This window comes from Streptomonospora sp. PA3 (genome assembly GCF_009728995.1).
Taxonomy (GTDB): domain Bacteria; phylum Actinomycetota; class Actinomycetes; order Streptosporangiales; family Streptosporangiaceae; genus Streptomonospora.
Map to the genome: position 1 here is coordinate 474097 of NZ_VTZW01000019.1, position 18623 is coordinate 492719.

Below are 18623 nucleotides of genomic sequence, written 5' to 3' on the forward strand. Positions count from 1 at the left end.
CGGCCGCGCTACAGCGCGTGATGAGGACTCGAAACGCCGGATTCCGCGTGGGAGACAGCGCTACCGGCCCGGCGCGGTGGGAGACGAGTGGGAGATCAGAATCTCTCCCAACGGCTCCCAACGGCCGCGAACGGCTCCCAAGAGACCCACCTGACCTGCCCGGACACCGGAACGGGCTGATCACAAGAACGGCCTGACTACCTTGACACGGTAGAGGTCACAGGTTCGAATCCTGTATCGCCCACCAGCAAAATCGCAGGTCAGAGACCGTTCATCGGTCTTGTTCAGTTATCGCGGGCTTCGGCGATGGAGCCGATCTGGAGACGATCTTGCTCCGGCACCATCACGAAGCCCGTTTGTCGTCGGGTACCACCTTCGCTTTTCCCTTCGAATCACATCCACGTGCGTTGATAGCAGAGGAGCTGCGGGCGGCCGAGCGGGTGTCACGCTGGCAAAGGTCGCCGATGCCACCGCCCTGCGAAAAGCTGCGGCGGGGCTGCCGCCCGGACGCCGAGTGGGGACCGTCGTTCACACCGCCGGGGTGGACCGGTCGTGCCCGCTCATGGGCATCGGCCTGCCGCACTTAGAGGACGCGATGGCGCGACCACACCCAGCGGCTGTGGGACTCACCGAGGCGATGCGGGGGCTCTGGTGCAGTGCCCGGCGCCAGGAGACCAGGTGCAGGAGGCTGGACGTCGGTTACAGCCGGACGAAAGACGTGAGGCCGGGGCGGAAGGCCGGGACTCGGCGATCGCGCCGGGGTCCGGGCTCAGGCCAGAGCGCACGGCGCCGGGTAGGCGGCAACGATCCAAGCGGCCCACCCGAGCAGGAAGACCCCGCCCGCTGCCGCCGCCGCGCTCACCACCGCTGTTCTGCGACCGGCCGCGGGCGGCGACACCGGGCGGTCGGTCTCCAGCTGCGCCACACGCAGATCCAGCAGGTCGCCCGCACCCATCGCCGCCACGGTGGCTCCGGCGGCGAACCGCGGCCCCTCGGACACCTTCAGCAGCGCTCCCGCGAGCGGACGCGTGCCGCAGACGGCTGCTGCGCCCCGGTCGGCGGCGAGTTCGCGTGCAGCGGTGAAGCGGTGCCGCAGATGCCGCAGGTAGGGCAGGAAGAACAGGAACGCCGGCAGCGCGCGGGCCAGCAGGGTCTTCAACGGGTCTCGGTTGCGCACGTGCTCGCGCTCGTGGCACAGCACGGCCGTCAGCTCCGCATCGTCCAGCCGCAGCAGGCCGGTGCTCACCAGCACGCGGGGGGCCGCGAATCCGTAGGTGAGGGCGTAGGGCGCCGCGGCGCCGATGAGGGTGACGCGCCCCTCCAACCCGCATAGCCGCGCCATGCCGCCGAGACGGGCGCCGACCGGCAGCCGGTTCCCCCGGATGCGGCGGTTCAGCAGGGCCGACCGCCACAGGGACCGGGCGAGGACTACCCCGCCGCGCACCAGCCCCGCGTTCCAGATCAGGACGAACACGAGGCCGGGCAGCAGGGGCGGCGCGCCCGACCACAGGGCGGAGGCTCCGGCCTCGGCCAGGCGGGCGGCGATCGCCGCACCCGCGCAGCAGGCGGCCAGCATCACCAGGAACCGGGCGCCGAAGACGACCCCCACCAGCGACCAGAGGCTCCGCTCGGCCCCCCGGCCTGACCGCGCCGGCGTCACGACTCCGCCAGGCGCCGCAGCCGTTCTCGCAGATCGGGGCGGTCGGCGGCGCGTTCGAGGAAGTGGCTGACCGCGGAGTCGCCGTAGGTGCGCAGCACATCCTCGACGGCCAAAGCGGCCTCGTCGGGAACGGCCGGTGTGTAGCGGTGTCCGCGACCGGCCTCCGAGCGGGTCAGCGCGCCCTTGTCGACCAGCCGGCTCAGCACGGTCAGGACCGTGGTGTAGGCGGCCGGGTCCTTTCGGCCCTCGTTGAGGGCGTCGAGCACCTCGCGCACCGTCATGGGCCCGGAAGCCGCCCACAGCACGCCCATCACCTCGGTTTCAAGCCTGCCGAGCATGGTCACCTCCGTCACCGGTCCGCTTCAACCGTACGACGCGGGTCCACCGCATTCGGCCGCGCACCGGCGCTCCGCAGCTTCGGCGGTGCCGCTCACTCGGGCTTGCGCGCGACCAGGCGTTCCACGGCACCGGCCTTGAAACGCTCACTCTCCTCGATGACCAGCCCCTGGCTGCGCACCACCGGAAGCGGCCGGCGCATCATCTGCTCGCCGTTGCCCGGCTCGACGACGTTGATCAGCCACTGCAGCACGAGCAGGCCCCAGCGCACCGGCGCGGAGGTCGGGCGGACGTGGTCGAGCAGGAGCATCCGGCCACCCGGGCGCAGCACCCGGCGCATCTCGGCGACGGTGGCGTCGAGATCGGGTACCGAGCACAACGACAGGGTGCTCACCAACGTGTCGAACTCGGCGTCGGCGAAGGGCAGCCGCTGGGCGTCGGCCTCGCGGAGGTCGGCGTCGTGGCCGCCCTCGCGGGCGCGCTTGCGGGCGATCTCCAGCATGCGCGGGCTCAGGTCGATACCGACCAGTTCCACGTCCTCGGGATACAGCGGCAGGTTGCGGCCGGTGCCGATCGCCACCTCCAGGGTGCGTCCACGCGCCTTGGAGCACACCCAGGTGCGGCCGTCGCCGAAGACGCGGCGCTCGATACGCCCCATCGCCTTGTCGTACTTGGGGGCCTGCCGGTCCCAGTGGCGCCGAATCTGCTCAAGCGATGCGGTTTCGCCGGGTTTCGCCGCTGCCATGTTGGACTCCCTCCTCGGGCGGGGCGGTTCACCGCCCTCGCTACTACAAACACATAGTTGATACTACGCATCCGTAGTAGACAAGCAAGCATCGCGAAGGCCCAGACAAGCCCAAGGGGAGGACGGCAGACGGCTCACGCGCCGGGGGCGCAAGCGCCTCCCGCGTCGCCGGTCGCCGGAACGGCGGATCGATAGGGCACAACACTTCCGAATCCCGCCATCATGGGCGGCGAAGCACCGAGGTCGCCTCGGCGTCCGTCGCCGGTACTCGCACTCGGCTTCGGCGGGCCAAGCGATCGGCGCACGTGGACACCTTCACAACGACATACCGTAGTGTCTTAGTTGATTGTCTTGCATCGCGCCCCCGGAATCCTGCCTCCGCATGGTGGAGTCCCGCCGTTGCCGAACCCGTGACGGCGACCGCTTCCAGCCGAGCAAGGCGCACCCATCACAGCTCCACGAGAGGAGGGCGACCATGGCGCGTCCGAACATCACCCGCCGGGACCTGCTGCTGGGCGCGGTCGGCGCGGCCGGGGCGACGGCCACGGCTGGAGGGTTGATGGCATTGCGCGGCGCGGACCGACCCGAGGGGCCGCCGCGCATCGAGGCCGCATCGGAGGAAGTGCGTCGCGCCGAGGACCTGCGCAGGCGCAAGGGCACCGGGCGGACGGTGCGGACTCGGCTGGTGGCCCGCCGCGAGGAGATCGACCTGGGCGGCGCCACCGCGCGCACCTGGACCTACGACCGCTCCGCGGAAGGAATCCGGTGCACGGCCGGAGACGAGCTGTCGGTGGAGGTCCGCAACGAGCTCGACGAACCCCACAGCGTCCACTGGCACGGGTTGCGGCTGCGCAACGACATGGACGGGGTCCCCAACCTCACCCAGCCGCTGATCGAGCCCGGCGGCCGCAAGACCTACACCTTCATCGCGCCCGACTCCGGCACCTACTGGTTCCACTCCCACCACGGGGTGCAGCGCGAACGGGGCCTGTTCGCCCCGCTGGTCATCGACGACCCCCGCGACCCGGGCGATCACGACGTGGAGTTCACGGTCGTGCTCGACGACTGGACCGACGGCGTCGGGGCCGCGCCCGACGACATCCTCGCCGCGCTGAAACGCGGCGGCATGGGCGAGAAGTACACCGTGGAGCCCGAGGAGGGGGTCGTGCCGTCGCCGCCGGCGGCCTGGTCCTACGACGTGCCCGCCAAGCTCGACCGCGCCGAGGTGCCCGAGCGCCTCGCCGACGAGGTCAAATACCCGTTCTACCTGCTCAACCGGCGGCTGCCCACCGCTCCGCACACCTTCACCGCCAAACCCGGTCAGCGCGCGAGAATCCGGCTGATCAGCGCCGGCGGCGCCACCGTCTTCCGCGTCGCACTCGGCGGCCACCGGCTCACCGTGACCCACAGCGACGGATTCCCCGTCGAACCGGTCACCGTCGACACCGTCCAGGTCGGCTCCGGCGAACGGATCGACCTGCGCGTCACCTTGGGCGACGGCGCGTTCCCCCTCGTGGGGGTCGCCGAGGGCAAGAGCGCCCAGGCGGTGGGCGTGGTCCGCACCGCCGGCGGGGAGGCGCCGCAGGCCGACGTCCAGCCCCGGGAACTCGCCGGCCGACTTCTCAAGCTCAGCGATCTGCGGGCGACGGAGCCGGTGCGGCTGGAGGCCGGCGAACCCGACGTGCGCCACACCCTCTATCTCACGGGGAGCATGCGGGACTACGCCTGGCGGCTCAATGCCGAGACCTACAACGCCGAGGAGCCCTTTCAGGGCATCACCCCGCTGGCTGTGCACCAGGGGCAGCGGGTGCGGCTCGACCTGGCCAACCAGACCCCGATGTACCACCCCATGCACCTGCACGGGCACACCTTCCAGCTGCGCGCCGACGACACCATCGGGGCCGGGGCCGGACCGCCGCTGCGCCACGGCGCGCGCAAGGACACGGTGCTCGTCGGCCCCGGCCAGCGGGTCAGCGTCGACTTCACCGCAGACAACCCCGGCCAGTGGCTCACCCACTGCCACAACGCCTACCACCTGGCCGGCGGCATGGCCACGATCCTGTCTTACCTGCGGCCGCGGCGGTAGCGGACCGGTCGCGGTTGAGGGAGAGGGCCGCTTCCGTCACTCCGCAATGGCTGCGGGCGGCCCCTCGGTCTTGTCGCGGGTCTCGGCCAGCTCGGCGAAGACGACGAGACCCCCTACGTCGTCGGGGAGCCCGGCCCGGGCGAGCAGGCGCCGGGGCTCACAATGCACGGGCCAAGAGATATCGCTGCCGGACTACCGCGGGCATGCTCGTCTCGCCCGAAGGCGGGATCCGCTGGCGCGCCGACTACGGCGGCGAGCCCGAGTATGTGATGTACCTGCCCGACGACCGGCTGCCGGCCGACCTGCGCGCCGGCCTTGAGACGGGGTCCGACGCGTGACCTTCGCGATCACCCTGCTCGCCCAGGCCGACTGCGACTACTGCGAGCACGCCAAACGGGTCCTGGACAGCAGCGGAACCGACATCGCCGGTGCCCTGCCCGCTCGCTTCGGATTCGGGCAAGGCACCGGCGCTTGCTATGGCTCGGACCGCTTCGAAGGCGCCCGCGGACAGCCGAGGTGACCCGTATCACCTGCGCCGTCCGTGTGCGACCGGCTTCGCGCGAACGACAGTCTGCAGCCTTTTCGGGTTCCGGGGAGACCACCGCCGGTTCCGGTTCCCGGCCGCGCCGCCGGCCTACTCGCCTGGTTTGAAGTCGTATTCGGCCGGGACCTCCACGTCGGCGTCCTCGGGGCCGTAGACCAGCGCGATCTGGCGGTGCTCGGTGAGCTCGATCCGGGACGGATCACCCTTGTGGAGCTCCCCGTCGACGTAGGCGCGCAGGGAGTTCTCGCCGTCGGCCTCCAGTCCGCCAAGGGCGTCCTCGTCGAGGCGGACGTCCCATTGGGCGAACACCTGGCCCAGGGTGTAGCGCTTGTCGGCGGTGGGCGCCTCGACGTGCAAAACGCCTCGTTCGTCATGGGTGTGCAGCTCCGACATCGCGTTGCCCTCGGGGTGGATGCCGAGGTTGGCGGGCACCACTACGGCTTCGCCGTCGACGATGACGTCGAGGTGGGCGTGGAAATGCCTGGCCGTACCCTCCATCGGCTCCACCCGCAGGCCGGCGTCCTTCGCCAGTGCCACCGGGTCGGCGGGCAGCGGCCAGGGCGGCATCGCGGTGCCGTCGCCCGACATCGCCGCAGGCAGCGCGGCCTGTGGCTCCGGCTGGGCCGCCAGCCGGGTCAGCCCCCAGCCGGCGGCGCCGACCAGAACGATGGCGACCACGGCCATCGCGCCCATGAGCAGGGTCCGGCTACGGCGTTCGCGGCGCGCCTGCTGCCTGCGCATGGCGGCCACCTTCTGGGCGGTGCCCCTCTTGTTCCGTGACCGATCCGAGGTCCCGCCCTCGGACGCGGTGCTGTTGGGCCGACGCGATGTCACGATCCACTACCTCCACGGGTGTAAGCTCGGCACCCACTATACCGATACAACTAAGTCACATAGGCGGACTTCGGTGCGGGCCACCGCCCGCCGCGGATGCGAGCCGCCCCCATCCCGATCGGAGACGTTCCCCGATGTCCCTGCACATCCGGACCGCACTGACCGGTGCGGTACTCGCGTTGGCCGCCGCCGGTTGCGCCGGCGAAGCCGCAGAGCCCGGCACCGGTGGGTCCGGGCCGACCCCCGCCGCCTCTTCATCCGCGGCTCACCACGGCCACGGGCTGCGCGAAGCGACCGGCGGCGAACCTCCGGCGGTGGCCCTGGAGGCCACCAAGGACCCCTCAGCGGGCTGGAACGTGCACCTGGACGTCGAGCGGTACGCGTTCACGCCGGGCCGCGTGGGCGGGCGGCCGCGGCAGGGCGAAGGACACGCGCACCTGTACGTCGACGGCGAGAAGATCGCGCGCGTCTACGGCCCATGGCACCACGTGCCCGCATCCGCCGTCGGCCAAGGCGAGCACACACTGTCGGTGCGGCTCTCGGCCAACGACCACTCCACCTGGGCCGTCGGCGGCGAGCCGATCAGCGACAGCACCGCGATCACCGGCGGCGGGCCCGCCGGGGACGCAGCGGCGGCCCCCGCTCCCGAAGCCGACACGACCCTGGAGATCACACTCGACGACGGCGCGGTGTCCCCCGAGCCCGGCCGCGTCGAGGCCGCCCTCGGCGACCGGGTGCGCATCACCGTGCGCAGCGACACCACCGAGACCGTGCACCTGCACGGCTACGACATCGAGCGGTCCGTCGCCCCAGGCCAACCCGCCGTCCTGGAGTTCACCGCCGAGACCAGCGGGCTGTTCGAGCTGGAAGCCCACGAGTCCGGCACCCTGCTCACCCAGATCGCCGTCCGATGACTCCGATGACTCCACTGGGCGCGGTGTTCGACCTCGCGCACGGGGTCGGGGGGCGCGAGGACCTCCCGCTGCCGTTCTCCTACGCCCTCGCCGGCGCGGCCGCCGCCCTGGTGGTCTCCTTCGCCGCTCTGGGCTTCCTGTGGCGCCGTCCCAAGCTCACCGGAGCCGGCGCCGGCCGTCCGCTGCCGCGGCACACCGCCGCGGTGCTCGACAGCCCGGCGCTGCGCTGGAGCCTGCGCACGGCCGGGCTCGCGGCCGCCGCATTCACCGCCGTCGCCGCGCTCCTGGGCCCCGACGACGCGACGAACCCGGTGCCCGGGATCGTCTATGTCCTGCTGTGGGTGGGCCTGGTTCCGGCGTCCCTGCTGTTCGGGCCGGTGTGGGGACTACTCAACCCGCTGCGCACCCTCCACCTGGCCCTGTCCCGGCTCGCCCGCACGCCGCCCGGCCGCGGGCTGTGGGACTACCCGGTCCGACTGGGCTACTGGCCCGCTGCGGCCGGACTACTGGCCTTCACCTGGCTCGAACTGGTCTGGCCGCACAGCACCGACCTGACCGCCCTGACCGTGTGGTTCACCTGCTACGGCGCCGCCCAGCTGCTTGGGGCGCTCGCGTTCGGCGACCGCTGGTTCGCGCGCGGCGACGCCTTCGAGGTCTACTCCGCGCTCATCGGCCGCCTGTCGCCGCTGGGCCGCCGCCGGGACGGCCGCCTGGTGCTGCGCAACCCCTTCGACGGGCTCGACGCCGTCGCTCCGGCGGCCGGGCTCGCCGGCGTGGTCGCGGTCCTGCTGGGCAGCACCGCCTACGACAGCGTCTCCAATGCCCCCTGGTGGATGTCTCTCGTGGCATCGAGCGCCCTGCCGGAGGCCGCTGCCGGCAGTCTGGGACTCCTGGCCGCCGTCCTGGCGGCGGCTGCCCTGCTGGCCGCCGGAGCCGGCGCGGCCGGCGCCATCGGCGGAATGCGGCTCGCCGGGCTGCCGACGGCGTTCGCGCACTCCGTCGTGCCCGTCGCCGTGGGCTACCTGGTGGCCCACTACTTCTCGCTGCTGGTGTTCGAGGGGCAGCGCACGCTCATCCTCGCCGCCGATCCGCTCGGCACGGGCGCGGACCTGTTCGGCGCCGCCGACCGCAGCGTGGACTACACCGTCGTGACCCCGGCGGCGATCGCGCTGGTGCAGGTCCTGGCCGTGGTGGCCGGCCACGTCGTCGGCGTCGTCGCCGCCCACGACCGGGCGCTGCGCCTGTTTCCCGCCCGGCGGGCCGTGGCGAGCCAGCTGCCCCTGCTCGCGCTGATGGTGGCCTACACGGTCGGCGGCCTGAGCCTGCTCTTCGCCACCTGAGGGCCGCGACGGCCGCCGCGAAGGACCGGTGGGCGCCCCGGCGTCAGCGGGTCAGGCACTCCCGCGTCGTCGGCATCGCTTCGCACACCTCGGCGTGGCTGATGGCCATGGTGCCGTCGACGCAGCAAGCGGTGTCGACCAAGGCGGCCGCGGGTCCGGCGAAGACGCCGAGGGGCAGGGCGAGCAGCGCCGCGGCGGCACCGCCGGCCAGCGCGGTAGGAACCCGGCCCAGCGGCGGGACCCCGGCGATCAGGCGCTGGATCCGCCGACCGGTGCCGGTCCCGCCGGCGGCGAAGGCTCCGGCCGGTTCGGGCTGCCCGGCGACGTTGAGCATCGCCTCGGCGGCGACCAGGCGATGGGTGGAGCGCGCCGCGGCGTCGTCGGCGACCAACTCCAAAAGGCGCACCGTCTCCTCGCTGACCGCTCGGAACAGCGCCAGCCCGGGAAACGCCGAACTCAGGGCGAGGGCCGCAGCGGCGACCAGGTCGTGCCGTCCGCGCAGGTGGGCGCGCTCGTGGGCCAGCACAGCCTGGAGCTGTCGCTCGCTGAGGGCGTCGAGGGCGCCGGTGGTCAGCACGACCTGGCGCCGGATGCCCGGCAGGCAGTAGGCGGCGGGCACCGCGTGGTCGATGAGGACCGCACCGCTGGCGTGGAGCCGGGAACCGAGGAGCCGCAGCACCTGCCGGTGGCGGCGGCGCTCGGCCACGGCCCGCAGCAGCGTGGCGGCCATGCGCCAGCCGCACCGCAGCAGCACCAGGGCCGCGAGCGCGGCGCCGCTCGCGCCGATCACCGCTCCGCCCGGAGTGGCGTACTGGGCGCGTACCGCGGCCAGGCAGGCGCGCAGCAGCTCGGCCAGGCCGGTGCCCAGGCGCAGGTCCGGCACGCTCAGCGCAAGACCGCCCAGGACCAGGGAGACGACGAAGGCGGCGCTGAGTGCCTGCCAGGCGGCGATGCCAAGGCGCGGCGCCTGCTCGACCCAGCGTGCGCGCCGTACGACCGACGGGCCGAGGGCGGCCAGCAGTGCGGCGTAGGCCAGTAGCGCCGACGCGACGATCACGTCAGGCCCTCGCGGTTCTTGGCCTCATCCAAGGCGGCGCGCAGCCCCGCGCGCTCGTCGTCGGGCATCCGCTCCACCAGCCGGGAGAGCACCGCGGCCTGGTCGGGCGCCGACTCCAGCGCCTCCTCCACCAGTGCGGTCGCGTAGTCCTCCTGGCTGGCCGTGGCCCAGTAGACGTAGGCGCGGCCCTGCTTGGCGCGGTCGAGCCAGTCCTTGCGGAACAGGATCTCCATCACCGTCTGCACGGTCGTGAAGGCGACGTCCCGCTCCTTGCGCAGGGCTTCGAGCACGTCGCGCACCCGTACGGGGGTGGGCGAGGCCCACACGGCCCGCATGATCGCGGCCTCCAGCTCGCCGAACCGCGGCATCGGACTCCCTTCCCGCCCGCCTGTGGCCCGGACGCCACCACGCTCCGGGACCGGCGAGGCAGACACCGCACGACCGGCGCAGCCGCCGGCCCCTCTGCCCAATCAATTTAGGTTACCGGAAGCCAAAGTCGACCGTCGTGCCGCAACCGCGCCGTCGCCGCTGCGCCGACGCCTCCCGGAACCGCCTGGACAGCGAACCCGGACGGATCGGCTCTGCGGTGGTGGCGCAGGGAGCCGCCTCCATTCGCCGTCATCCGGCGGATCGGGCCCCCGCTGCACGCCCCGGCGGAAGCGGTGGCACAGTACGACTAAACACCCTAGGCGCTAGGGTCGCCCGTGTTTCCGCAGTGCGCGCGATGAGCGCACCGACCGCCGCAAGGACCCACCCGATCCGATGGACATCTCGCAGATCGTCGCCGCAGGCCCGCTGCTGCTGGCCGTCCCGCTCGCCCTCGCCGCCGGCGCCATCACCTTCCTGTCTCCCTGCTGCCTGCCGCTCGTGCCCGGCTACCTGTCCTACGTCACCGGCATGTCGGGCACCGAGGGCCGGGCTCCGGAGCGCGGCGGCGCGCTGCGGGCGCGGACGGTGGTGGGCACGCTGCTGTTCACGGCCGGGTTCTCCGGCCTGTTCGCCGCCTACGGTGCGCTCTTCGGCAGCCTGGGCGGCCTGCTGTTCGATCACCAAGACCTCATGATCCGCATCCTGGGGGTGGTCACCATCCTGCTTGGGCTGATGTTCATGGGCGCCTTCCGCCGCATCCCCTGGACCAGCCGCAGCCTGCACCCGCGCATCCAGCCGCGCGGCGGTGTGGCCGGGGCTCCGCTGCTGGGCGTGCTGTTCGGCCTGGGCTGGACCCCCTGCATGGGGCCGACCCTGGCCGCGGTCCTCGCCCTCTCCACGGCTTCGGGCAGTGCCGGACGCGGCGCCTTCCTCGCTTTCGTCTACGGCCTGGGCGTGGGGTTGCCGTTCCTCGTCGCCGCGATCGCGCTGACGAAGACGATGCGGGCGCTGGCCTGGGCCCGCAGGCACGCCCGAACGGTGACCCGCGCCGGCGGCCTGATGCTCGTCCTGGTCGGCGCCACTCAGGTCAGCGGGCTGTGGACCGCCTTCGTCCTCGCCATGCAGCAATGGGCGGGCAGTTACCGACTCCCGCTGTGACCGGGGCACAGCTCCGATGCCGCACCGGAGCCCGGCGGCCGCTCCCCTCTCCCCTAGCCCGTGTCCCGCCTCCCTGCGGACAACCGCTCCCACAACCCGATGGCGAGGTCTTTCAACGATGACCGGCACTGCCCACCGCTCCCCGTACGCGGCGATCCCCCGTGCGGCCCTGGCCGTCGCGATGGCGGCGGCACTGGCCGGATGCGCCGAACAACTCGGCGGCGACGCCGACTCCGCGGAGCCCGACCACAGCGATGCCTCCGGCGACGGTTCGGCCACGGCATTCGGTCCCGGGGAGCGCGAACCCGCACCCGAGGTGAGCGGTGAGACGCTCGACGGCGCCCCGGTCGGCCTCGACGACTACGCCGGCGAGGTGCTCGTCGTGAACTTCTGGGCGAGCTGGTGCAGCCCGTGCCGCGCAGAGATGCCCGTGCTCATGAAGGTCTACACCGAGTACCGGGATCAAGGACTGGAGTTCCTCGGCGTCAACATCAAGGACGACAGAACCGCCGCGAAGGCGTTCGAGCGCAACCTGGGCGTCACCTACCCCAGCATCTACGACCAGCCCGGTGCCGTTCCCCAGGCGTTCGCCGACACCGTTCCCCCGCAGGCGATCCCCAGCACCGTCGTCATCGACCGCGAGGGGGACATCGCGGCCCGCGTCATCGGCGCCACCACCTACGACCAGCTCACCGGGCTCGTCGAACCCGTCCTCGCCGAGGGAGGCGCCCCGCAGGCGCGATGACCGCCGCGGGGGCGGCCGGCGACCGGGGCAGCGGAGCGGACAGCTATTGCGGTGATCGGGCTTCACCGGCCGACCGGGCCCTCACAGGACCGATATCGGCCGTCCGGCGGTATACGAACTTCAGGAAGAGACCGGGCCCCGGCGGCGCCGGCGCCGGCGCCGCGGCCGCGGCCGACTACCCTGGGCTGCGCCGCCGGGCACGCCGCCGAATCCGGTGACGTCCGATCGCCACCCACGCCGCCAGCGCGAGGATCGGCAACGCGTTGAGAACCGGCCCGATCGGCGAGAACTCACCGGCCGGAGTCCGCAGCAGTTCGGCGTTCATCTGCTGGCGGATCGCCAGCAGGCCGATGAGCGCCCCCGCCACCACGGCCACCGTCGTCCACGAGCGGACGCGGAGGTTGATCCAGCGGCCGGTCAGGGCGCCGAAGACGAACCGCGCCAGCGTGCCGACCGCGCCGATCACCAGGACGGTGCCGAGCGGGTTGTATTTCCACGACAGGGCGACGTCCCCGCTCATCGCCGCCCACACCGACCTGGTGGCGCCGCAGAGCGGATCCATGATGCCGAAGTAGTGCGTGATCCCGTGGACATCGACCGGGGGCAGCCCGAAGACGGCCATGGCCGCTCCCAGAGTCAGCCCGCCCAGCGCCGGCCACGCCATCGGCCGCAGGCCATCGCGCTCCTCGACGCGGAACTCGACCGGCCGAAGCCACTCAGGCATTCTCCTCCTCCAATGTGCATCTACCGCCCGCCCCGCCCCGAGCCCCTGAAACGGTTCGGCGCCGCCCCAGCGGCTTCCCCCCGATAACGGCCCGCTCCGACCGGCAGGGACACGCCGTCGCCTCCAAGAAACCGCGAATCCGTCACACTACCTAACTTCCTTAGGCACGCATCGCGGGCCCGACGCCTCTTCATATCCATAGTGGAAACCCTGGGCGGCGAAGACCGGCGCGTGCACCGGCCAACGCTCCCTTCCTGCTGCGGATCGGGCACGACAGGTCGGGTCCGACGGGAGTGCGGCGCCGTCGGTGCCGGGGCGGGGGTGCGGGCCGGCACCGACGGCGCCGAGAAGGGCTCAGGCCGCGGACGAAAGGGGCTCGCCGGCAGCGATGGCGGCGGCGAGGTGCCGGGCCTGCTCGTGGGCGGCGGCCATCGACGCCTCGTGCTTCGGTAGGAGCGCGGCGAGCGCCGGGGTGTGCGGGGCCATCGTCAACTCGGGAATCACGGTGGCCACGTCCAGGCCGAGCAGCTCCTCCCGGCCGAGGACGGCTTCCAGGGCGGGCACGACGAAGTCGAAGCCGTAATAGGGGGCGTCGGGACCGTATCCCCCGCCGCGGGCGGAGATCAGCACCGCCGGGCGCCCCGCGGCCGGTGGCGGACCGGAGCGGTCGAAGGTGCGTCCGTCGACGATGACCTGGTCCAGCCACGCCTTGAACACCGATGGCATCGTCAGGTTGTACATCGGAACAGTGAACAGGTAGGCGCCGGCACCGAGGAACTCCTCGATGAGCTCGTCCTGCACCTTGGCCGCTTCGGCCTGCTCCGGGGTGTGCCTGGCCGGTTCCACGGTGCGCGCGGCGATCCCCGCGGCGTCCAGGTGAGGCACCGGAGCGGCGGCGAGGTCGCGATGGACGACCCGGCCGCGCCATGCCCGGCGGAAGGACTGGGCGACCTGGCGCGAAACCGAGGCCTCGCCGAGCGACGACGAGTCGATGTGCAGCAGATATGACATAGCGGATTGCTCCATTCAGTTGCCATGGTGTGGTCGACCGAAAGCGGACGGTAAGTGCGTTACATACCGTCGGTGCGGTAAGATCCCCTCGAAGAAGGGGCGATGGACATGAGTGCGCGAACGATCAAAGGGCCGTGCCAGGCGTGGCCGCAGGAGAGCGGGTTCATCCGGGAAGTGCTGGACCGGATCGGCGACAAGTGGACGGTCCTGGTCGTCAGCACTCTCGCCGACGACCCGCTGCGCTACTCCGACCTGCAGGCGAGCATCCCGGGTATCTCCCAGCGGATGCTCACCGTGACCCTCAAAGCCCTCGAACGCGACGGCCTGCTCTCGCGCACCGCCTACGCCGAGATTCCACCGCGGGTGGAGTACGAGCTCACCCCGCTGGGACATTCCCTACTGGACGCCGTGACGGCGCTCGCAGGGTGGGCGGCGAGCCATTACGACGAGGTCGCCGCCCACCGGCGTCACCACGATCAGAACGGGGTCGGCCGGAAGAAGGCGCGCGGCACCGGGCCGGACGCCTCCCCCGCCTCCTGAGCCGGGGCCTCAACCGCTGTTTCCCCGACCTGCGACGCGGCGGCTGCTGCGGGCGGGCTGTCGCCGCCGCTGCGGGCGGGCGCGGGAGCCGCGCCGCCGACGAGACCGCTCTGCCCGCCCCCGGGCACGGCGCAGGCGCCGCCGTCCGGTTCGCACAGGCCCGCGGTATCGGATTCGAGCATCCGCAGGGCCGGGCGGAAACCCCGGCCGTTCATGCCGGCGCTCCGGAAACGGCCGAGGCCGCCTCGTCCAGGGCACGGGCGTAGCCGGCCACGGATTGCGCTCCCGCGAGAGCCAGGCGGCGGTCGAGCACCGTAAACGGCACCCCGCGTGCGCCGAGAGCGCGGGCCTCGGCGACGTCGGCGCGCACCGCATCGGCATACTCGTCGCCGGCGAGGACCTCCCGCACCCGCTCCCCCGACAACCCGGCCGACTCGGCCTCGTCGGCAAGCGCACCCGGCTCGAAAGGATTGAACTCTCCGGCGAAGAGCCGGTCTTGGACCTGCGAGAAGAACGCCGATCCCAGTCCCGACTCCTCCGCGTAGTGCGTGACGCGGTGCAGGTCGAAGGTGTTCGCGTTCAACCGGTCGACGTCGAAGGGCAGGCCCTCGCGCTGGGCCAGAACCTGCATGCGGCGTTCGGCCCGTTCAGCGACCGCCGTGTCGCCGCCGTGCGAACGGATGAACGCGCTCTCGACCGTCTCCGGCTCCCGCGGCGCGTCGGGGAGGAGCTCGAACGAGCGGATCTTGACGACGAAGCGGTCGGCGTCCGGACGGCGGCTGATGGCCTCCCGAAGCCGGTGCTTGCCGATATAGCACCACGGGCACCCCAGGTCGGCCCACTCCTCGACGACCACCGGAGGCGATCCTCCGGCATGAATCTTCTCCATTGATTCCACCCCACTTTTGGTGCGTAACCTCATCGTAAGTGCGCTCAAGAGGGCGCACAAAAGGCACTTTCACGTGCGTAGGGCACAGGAGCGTCAGCCGCTCGGCCGGCAGCGGCAACGCGCTGCCCTGCTGGCCCGGGCGATCGTGCCGCCGATCGCCCGGGGGTCCTGCGGCGCGTCAGTGCTGGATCAGACCGCCGACCGGGACGGGTGCGACGTGGCCTGTCGCCGGAGCGGTCTGGGCCAAGGCCAGGCCGACATCGACCAGCGACGACCGGCGCAGGCCGGCGACCTCGGGAATCGGGGTCCAGACGGATTCGACGGTGTCGCCGTTCGGCTCCGGCCGGAGCCGGCCGCCGGTGATGGAGGCGCGGTAGTAGACGCCGATGTTCTGGTGGTCGACGCCCGCATGCGCGACGGCCGCGGGGATCACCCTGGAGTCCACGCCCAGCAGCCGCTCGACCACCGCACTGCAGCCGGTCTCCTCAGCGACCTCCCGGATCACCGCATCGAACGGATCCTCCCCGTGCCGGACCCCGCCGCCCGGAAGGGTCCAGTCGCCCGACGCGTGCTGGGCGAGCAGCACCCGCCCGTCCTCGATGCACACCGCGTAGGCCGCCAGCCGGAACCCTGCCCGCTTCAGCTCGCCTGCGGCCGCATCGGCTCCACCGTCTGTCCCGTGGCTCATCGGATCATTGTGCCCCGCCGCGACGCCGCAACCGCGACCGCGACCGCGACCGCAGCCGCAACGCCGGCCGGGGCCGACCGGCCCCGGTGCGGACCCGCCGGCCCTACTCCTGGTCCGGGTCGATGACGGTGATGCCCGCGGGGGCCGCCCTGTCGAACTCGGGCAGCAGCGCGGCGGCCTCCTCCAGGCCGATCACCCGCTCGATGAGCTGCTGGGGCCGCAGTGCGCCGGACTCGATGAGCGCGAGCATTCCCGGATAGTCGGCCGCCGCCATCCCGTGGCTGCCGAGGACGTCCAGCTCCCAGGCGATCACCCGGTCCATCGGTACCCGGGGATGCCCCTCGACCGGCGGCAGCAGCCCGATCTGCACGTGGCGCCCGCGCCGCCGGAGGGCGTGGATCGCGTCGGCGCACGTCTGCTCGCTGCCGACGGCGTCCACGGCGACATGGCTCCCACCCGAGGTGATCTCCCGGACCTCGGCCGGTGTGCCGTGCCCGTCGGCGGCGAGCACGTGCTCGGCGCCGAGGTCGTGCGCCGCGGCCAGGGCCTGCGGGTTGCGGTCGACGGCGACGACGCGCGCACCCAGCGCGCGGGCGATCATGACGGCGGACAGGCCGACCCCGCCCGCGCCGATCACGGTCACCCATTCGCCGACTGCGATCCGGGCCCGGTTCACCAGTGCGCGGTAAGCGGTGGCGAACCGGCAGCCGAGGGCGGCCGCGGCCGGGAAGCCGACCGCCGCCGGGATCGCGATGAGGTTGGTGTCGGCGGCGCGCAGGGCGACGTACTGCGCGAAGGAGCCCCAGTGTGTGAAGCCCGGCTGCTGCTGGTCCGGGCAGATCTGCGCGTCTCCGCGGGCGCACCACGCGCAGCGACCGCAGCCGCATACGAACGGGACGGTCACCCGATCTCCCGGCGACCACTTCCGCACCCCGGCACCGACCGACGCCACCACTCCCGCCAGCTCGTGCCCGGGTACGTGCGGCAACGCGATGTCCTCGTGGCCTCTCCAGGCGTGCCAGTCGCTGCGGCACAACCCGGTGGCGCGCACCCGCACGACGACGCCGCCCTCCGGCACGTCGGGTTCGGGCACCTCGCGCACCTCGGGCCTGCCGCCGATCTCATCGAAGATCACTGCTCGCATAGGGGCATCCTTTCGTCTTGCGCGCCGGCGCGCATGGCCCCGCGCGTGGACGTCCCGGCGAATAGGCGCGGGGAGAGGGCGGTGGAGCAAGCAGCGGGTGAGACCGGGGCGCCTGGGCCCCGGTCCCACCCGCTACATCGGCAACGAATACCGGATACCCGGCGGACGGCACAGCGCGGCTCACGGTGGCAGCGGCATCGCATGGACGCGGCGACCCGCGAACGCGACGGTCGCAGCACGCCGGTCGGGGGGCCTCACTCCGGGGGTTCCTGCAAAGTCACCAGCACTGGATGATGGACATGTTGTCATAAGTGCGGTTGATCCAGCCGCGCTCCACATGCCGGTAGGACCACGCCCACACCCAGCCTTGGCCGCGGGGATTTTGACCTTGGACGAGGTCACCGGGGTATTGATAGGCGATGTCTCCGGAAGAGAGTTGGATCTTCGTCGTCCTGAGGATCCGGAAATGGCACTGTTGGGCGGCTGCCTCTGCGGTCGTACCACGCTGGTTGGAGTCAGCCGGTGCGCTGTTCGCGCTCGCGGCAGTGGGCGCCGCCAGCACCGCCGCGCAACCGATTACCGCAGCTGCCGTGCGCAGCCGGGTGCGTTTCACCATTCGATTCCTCTCCTCGACCTTAGGCATTAGCAGTTCAAGTAGTTGGAGTGGATGAAGACCCCGTTCGCGACGCCGGGGATGGCGCCGCCGCGCCAATAGCCGTCGCGTACGCTGACATCGAATCGGGTGTAGGCGTTCACCCAGCCCTGGATCTCACCGCCGCGGGCGGGTTTTTGGGAGTAGTACGGAACCATGTAGGTCTTCACGTAGCACGTCTCGGCCGCGGCCGCGGCCGCGCCGCTCATAGCGGTGCCTGAAAGCACCGCTGCGGCCGCCAGCGTCATGGCGGCGGCGCTACGGCCTGCTCGGGAAGCGGGCTTGTCCATGGGATGGTCCCCTCGGGTTCGGGGTCAGCCGCAGTTCAAAGTCACCGTCTTGCCGATGTGGACGGGATAGTTGTATCCGGTCGGGCTCGTCGCCCACAGGGCGACCCTGTGCTGGTGTTCCCCGCCGCAGTTGTAGTCGTTGAGGACGCGGTGGGTGCTCCCGAACCACCTGGTGGTGTCGTCCTTGGCCCAGCCCCACCAGCGCGAGCTCTGCAGTGTGGCACGGAAGGTCCATCCGTTGCTGCATCCGTAGCTCGTCACGTCCGCCTTGACCGTGGTTCCGATGCGATAAGGCGCGCCGGCCATCGGTGCGCAGCCGGCGGCCTCCTGTATGTCCACGGCTCCGACGCCGCCGGTGCCGGCCGCGGCCGGCGCCGCTGCGGCCATACCCACGAGCAGGGCTGCGGCGGAAACCGCCGCCGCTTTCGCGCGGATTTTCATCTCTACCTCCTCGGATTCATGCGGTCTTCGGGACGCCGGTATTCGGCATCCGAATCAGGTGGCGGGCTCACCGAGACCTGGAGAACTCCCCAATTCGTCCCGGGCAGCCACCCGAATCCGAGAGTAGGGCGCATCCTGCCCACAGGTCATCAGAATTAGAGAGATGTCGAACTGTCCTCGCCACCGACGCACCCCTGGCCGGTTCGTTGCGAATTGCACCGGATACAACCCGACCACAACCGCGTCCTAACCGGGATTCGGAGAATGATCCGAAGAGGAACGGGAGCTTAATCCGCAACGTTCGGGATCGGTGGCGATCGCCCGGGCCGAGCGGCCTTTTTGCCGCGAGGGGCAGGGGCGGTCCGGCACCGCGGCCGACGAGCACCGACGGTGGGTGGGTGGTCTGAGTGGAATCCGGCCGATCATGGACCACGGTGTCCTTTGAAAGCACCGCGA

At 71.9% G+C, this 18623-nt stretch carries 23 protein-coding genes and 1 tRNA gene; 9 read left to right on the forward strand and 15 right to left on the reverse strand.

Features of this window, described 5'->3' with window-relative positions; all coding sequences use genetic code 11:
- Nucleotides 1-173 precede the first annotated feature (173 nt).
- Nucleotides 174-247 (forward strand) — tRNA-Val (locus tag FZ103_RS21305).
- A 522-nt stretch (nucleotides 248-769) separates the two neighbouring features.
- Here FZ103_RS21305 and FZ103_RS21310 read toward each other — a convergent pair.
- From FZ103_RS21310 to FZ103_RS21320, 3 genes are all read right to left on the reverse strand, one after another.
- Nucleotides 770-1609: a M56 family metallopeptidase gene (locus FZ103_RS21310; protein ID WP_156003603.1), complete on the reverse strand. Its 840-nt coding sequence runs from the start codon at nucleotides 1607-1609 to the stop codon at nucleotides 770-772.
- 47 nt (nucleotides 1610-1656) lie between these two features.
- Entirely contained in the window at nucleotides 1657-2013 is a 357-nt protein-coding gene (locus tag FZ103_RS21315; RefSeq protein WP_343233635.1) for a BlaI/MecI/CopY family transcriptional regulator, read from the reverse strand.
- Nucleotides 2014-2090: 77 nt separating this feature from the next.
- Nucleotides 2091-2741, reverse strand: a complete 651-nt coding sequence (locus FZ103_RS21320; RefSeq protein WP_156003604.1) for a class I SAM-dependent methyltransferase — start codon at nucleotides 2739-2741, stop codon at nucleotides 2091-2093.
- Nucleotides 2742-3216: 475 nt separating this feature from the next.
- On the opposite strand from FZ103_RS21320, the gene FZ103_RS21325 reads away from it, so the two are divergent.
- On the forward strand, nucleotides 3217-4827 hold the full coding sequence (locus FZ103_RS21325; protein ID WP_156003605.1) for a multicopper oxidase family protein: 1611 nt from the start codon (nucleotides 3217-3219) through the stop codon (nucleotides 4825-4827).
- Nucleotides 4828-4863: 36 nt separating this feature from the next.
- Here the strand turns inward: FZ103_RS21325 and FZ103_RS25735 are convergent, their stop codons facing one another.
- Nucleotides 4864-4995, reverse strand: coding sequence for a hypothetical protein (locus FZ103_RS25735; protein WP_255430179.1), 132 nt, complete (start codon nucleotides 4993-4995; stop codon nucleotides 4864-4866).
- Nucleotides 4996-5030: 35 nt separating this feature from the next.
- Here FZ103_RS25735 and FZ103_RS25740 point away from each other — a divergent pair, with 35 nt between their 5' ends.
- Together FZ103_RS25740 and FZ103_RS21330 are read left to right on the forward strand one after the other, a co-directional pair.
- Nucleotides 5031-5165: a hypothetical protein gene (locus tag FZ103_RS25740; protein ID WP_255430180.1), complete on the forward strand. Its 135-nt coding sequence runs from the start codon at nucleotides 5031-5033 to the stop codon at nucleotides 5163-5165.
- Nucleotides 5162-5347 (forward strand): hypothetical protein, encoded by a 186-nt coding sequence (locus FZ103_RS21330; RefSeq protein WP_156003606.1) that lies wholly within the window; start codon nucleotides 5162-5164, stop codon nucleotides 5345-5347. The genes FZ103_RS25740 and FZ103_RS21330 overlap by 4 nt, the downstream gene beginning before the upstream one ends.
- 114 nt (nucleotides 5348-5461) lie before the next feature.
- Here FZ103_RS21330 and FZ103_RS21335 read toward each other — a convergent pair whose 3' ends face one another.
- Nucleotides 5462-6112, reverse strand: coding sequence for a hypothetical protein (locus FZ103_RS21335; protein WP_156003607.1), 651 nt, complete (start codon nucleotides 6110-6112; stop codon nucleotides 5462-5464).
- Between the two features lie 407 nt (nucleotides 6113-6519).
- Between FZ103_RS21335 and FZ103_RS21340 the strand changes: the two genes are divergently transcribed.
- Entirely contained in the window at nucleotides 6520-7119 is a 600-nt protein-coding gene (locus FZ103_RS21340) for a hypothetical protein (RefSeq protein ID WP_343233636.1), read from the forward strand.
- A gap of 5 nt (nucleotides 7120-7124) precedes the next feature.
- Nucleotides 7125-8459, forward strand: coding sequence for a hypothetical protein (locus FZ103_RS21345; RefSeq protein ID WP_156003608.1), 1335 nt, complete (start codon nucleotides 7125-7127; stop codon nucleotides 8457-8459).
- A 43-nt stretch (nucleotides 8460-8502) separates the two neighbouring features.
- Here the strand turns inward: FZ103_RS21345 and FZ103_RS21350 are convergent, their stop codons facing one another.
- Together FZ103_RS21350 and FZ103_RS21355 are read right to left on the reverse strand one after the other, a co-directional pair.
- Nucleotides 8503-9516, reverse strand: coding sequence for a M56 family metallopeptidase (locus tag FZ103_RS21350; RefSeq protein ID WP_186356636.1), 1014 nt, complete (start codon nucleotides 9514-9516; stop codon nucleotides 8503-8505).
- Entirely contained in the window at nucleotides 9513-9884 is a 372-nt protein-coding gene (locus FZ103_RS21355; protein WP_156003609.1) for a BlaI/MecI/CopY family transcriptional regulator, read from the reverse strand. Before FZ103_RS21355 ends, FZ103_RS21350 begins: the two co-directional genes overlap by 4 nt.
- Nucleotides 9885-10278: 394 nt before the next feature.
- Here FZ103_RS21355 and FZ103_RS21360 point away from each other — a divergent pair, with 394 nt between their 5' ends.
- On the forward strand, nucleotides 10279-11043 hold the full coding sequence (locus FZ103_RS21360) for a cytochrome c biogenesis CcdA family protein (RefSeq protein WP_156003610.1): 765 nt from the start codon (nucleotides 10279-10281) through the stop codon (nucleotides 11041-11043).
- Between the two features lie 118 nt (nucleotides 11044-11161).
- Complete coding sequence (locus tag FZ103_RS21365; protein WP_156003611.1) at nucleotides 11162-11788, forward strand: TlpA disulfide reductase family protein; 627 nt, start codon at nucleotides 11162-11164, stop codon at nucleotides 11786-11788.
- A gap of 175 nt (nucleotides 11789-11963) precedes the next feature.
- Here the strand turns inward: FZ103_RS21365 and FZ103_RS21370 are convergent, their stop codons facing one another.
- Both FZ103_RS21370 and FZ103_RS21375 read right to left on the reverse strand, forming a co-directional pair.
- Nucleotides 11964-12512: a DUF2752 domain-containing protein gene (locus FZ103_RS21370; protein WP_156003612.1), complete on the reverse strand. Its 549-nt coding sequence runs from the start codon at nucleotides 12510-12512 to the stop codon at nucleotides 11964-11966.
- Between the two features lie 354 nt (nucleotides 12513-12866).
- On the reverse strand, nucleotides 12867-13523 hold the full coding sequence (locus tag FZ103_RS21375; protein WP_156003613.1) for an FMN-dependent NADH-azoreductase: 657 nt from the start codon (nucleotides 13521-13523) through the stop codon (nucleotides 12867-12869).
- Nucleotides 13524-13631: 108 nt separating this feature from the next.
- Between FZ103_RS21375 and FZ103_RS21380 the strand changes: the two genes are divergently transcribed.
- On the forward strand, nucleotides 13632-14063 hold the full coding sequence (locus tag FZ103_RS21380) for a helix-turn-helix domain-containing protein (protein ID WP_156003614.1): 432 nt from the start codon (nucleotides 13632-13634) through the stop codon (nucleotides 14061-14063).
- 211 nt (nucleotides 14064-14274) lie between these two features.
- Here FZ103_RS21380 and FZ103_RS21385 read toward each other — a convergent pair whose 3' ends face one another.
- From FZ103_RS21385 to FZ103_RS21410, 6 genes are all read right to left on the reverse strand, one after another.
- A complete protein-coding gene (locus tag FZ103_RS21385; RefSeq protein ID WP_156003615.1) occupies nucleotides 14275-14952 on the reverse strand; it encodes a DsbA family protein in 678 nt (225 codons plus the stop codon).
- Nucleotides 14953-15130: 178 nt separating this feature from the next.
- The gene (locus tag FZ103_RS21390; protein WP_156003616.1) at nucleotides 15131-15640 is read right to left on the reverse strand and encodes an NUDIX hydrolase; all 510 of its coding nucleotides are present in this window, start codon (nucleotides 15638-15640) and stop codon (nucleotides 15131-15133) included.
- A gap of 103 nt (nucleotides 15641-15743) precedes the next feature.
- A complete protein-coding gene (locus FZ103_RS21395) occupies nucleotides 15744-16784 on the reverse strand; it encodes a zinc-dependent alcohol dehydrogenase family protein (RefSeq protein ID WP_156003617.1) in 1041 nt (346 codons plus the stop codon).
- Between the two features lie 277 nt (nucleotides 16785-17061).
- Entirely contained in the window at nucleotides 17062-17400 is a 339-nt protein-coding gene (locus tag FZ103_RS21400) for a hypothetical protein (RefSeq protein WP_156003618.1), read from the reverse strand.
- A 26-nt stretch (nucleotides 17401-17426) separates the two neighbouring features.
- Nucleotides 17427-17726, reverse strand: a complete 300-nt coding sequence (locus tag FZ103_RS21405; RefSeq protein WP_156003619.1) for a hypothetical protein — start codon at nucleotides 17724-17726, stop codon at nucleotides 17427-17429.
- Between the two features lie 24 nt (nucleotides 17727-17750).
- The gene (locus FZ103_RS21410) at nucleotides 17751-18167 is read right to left on the reverse strand and encodes a hypothetical protein (RefSeq protein ID WP_156003620.1); all 417 of its coding nucleotides are present in this window, start codon (nucleotides 18165-18167) and stop codon (nucleotides 17751-17753) included.
- Nucleotides 18168-18623: the final 456 nt, after the last annotated feature.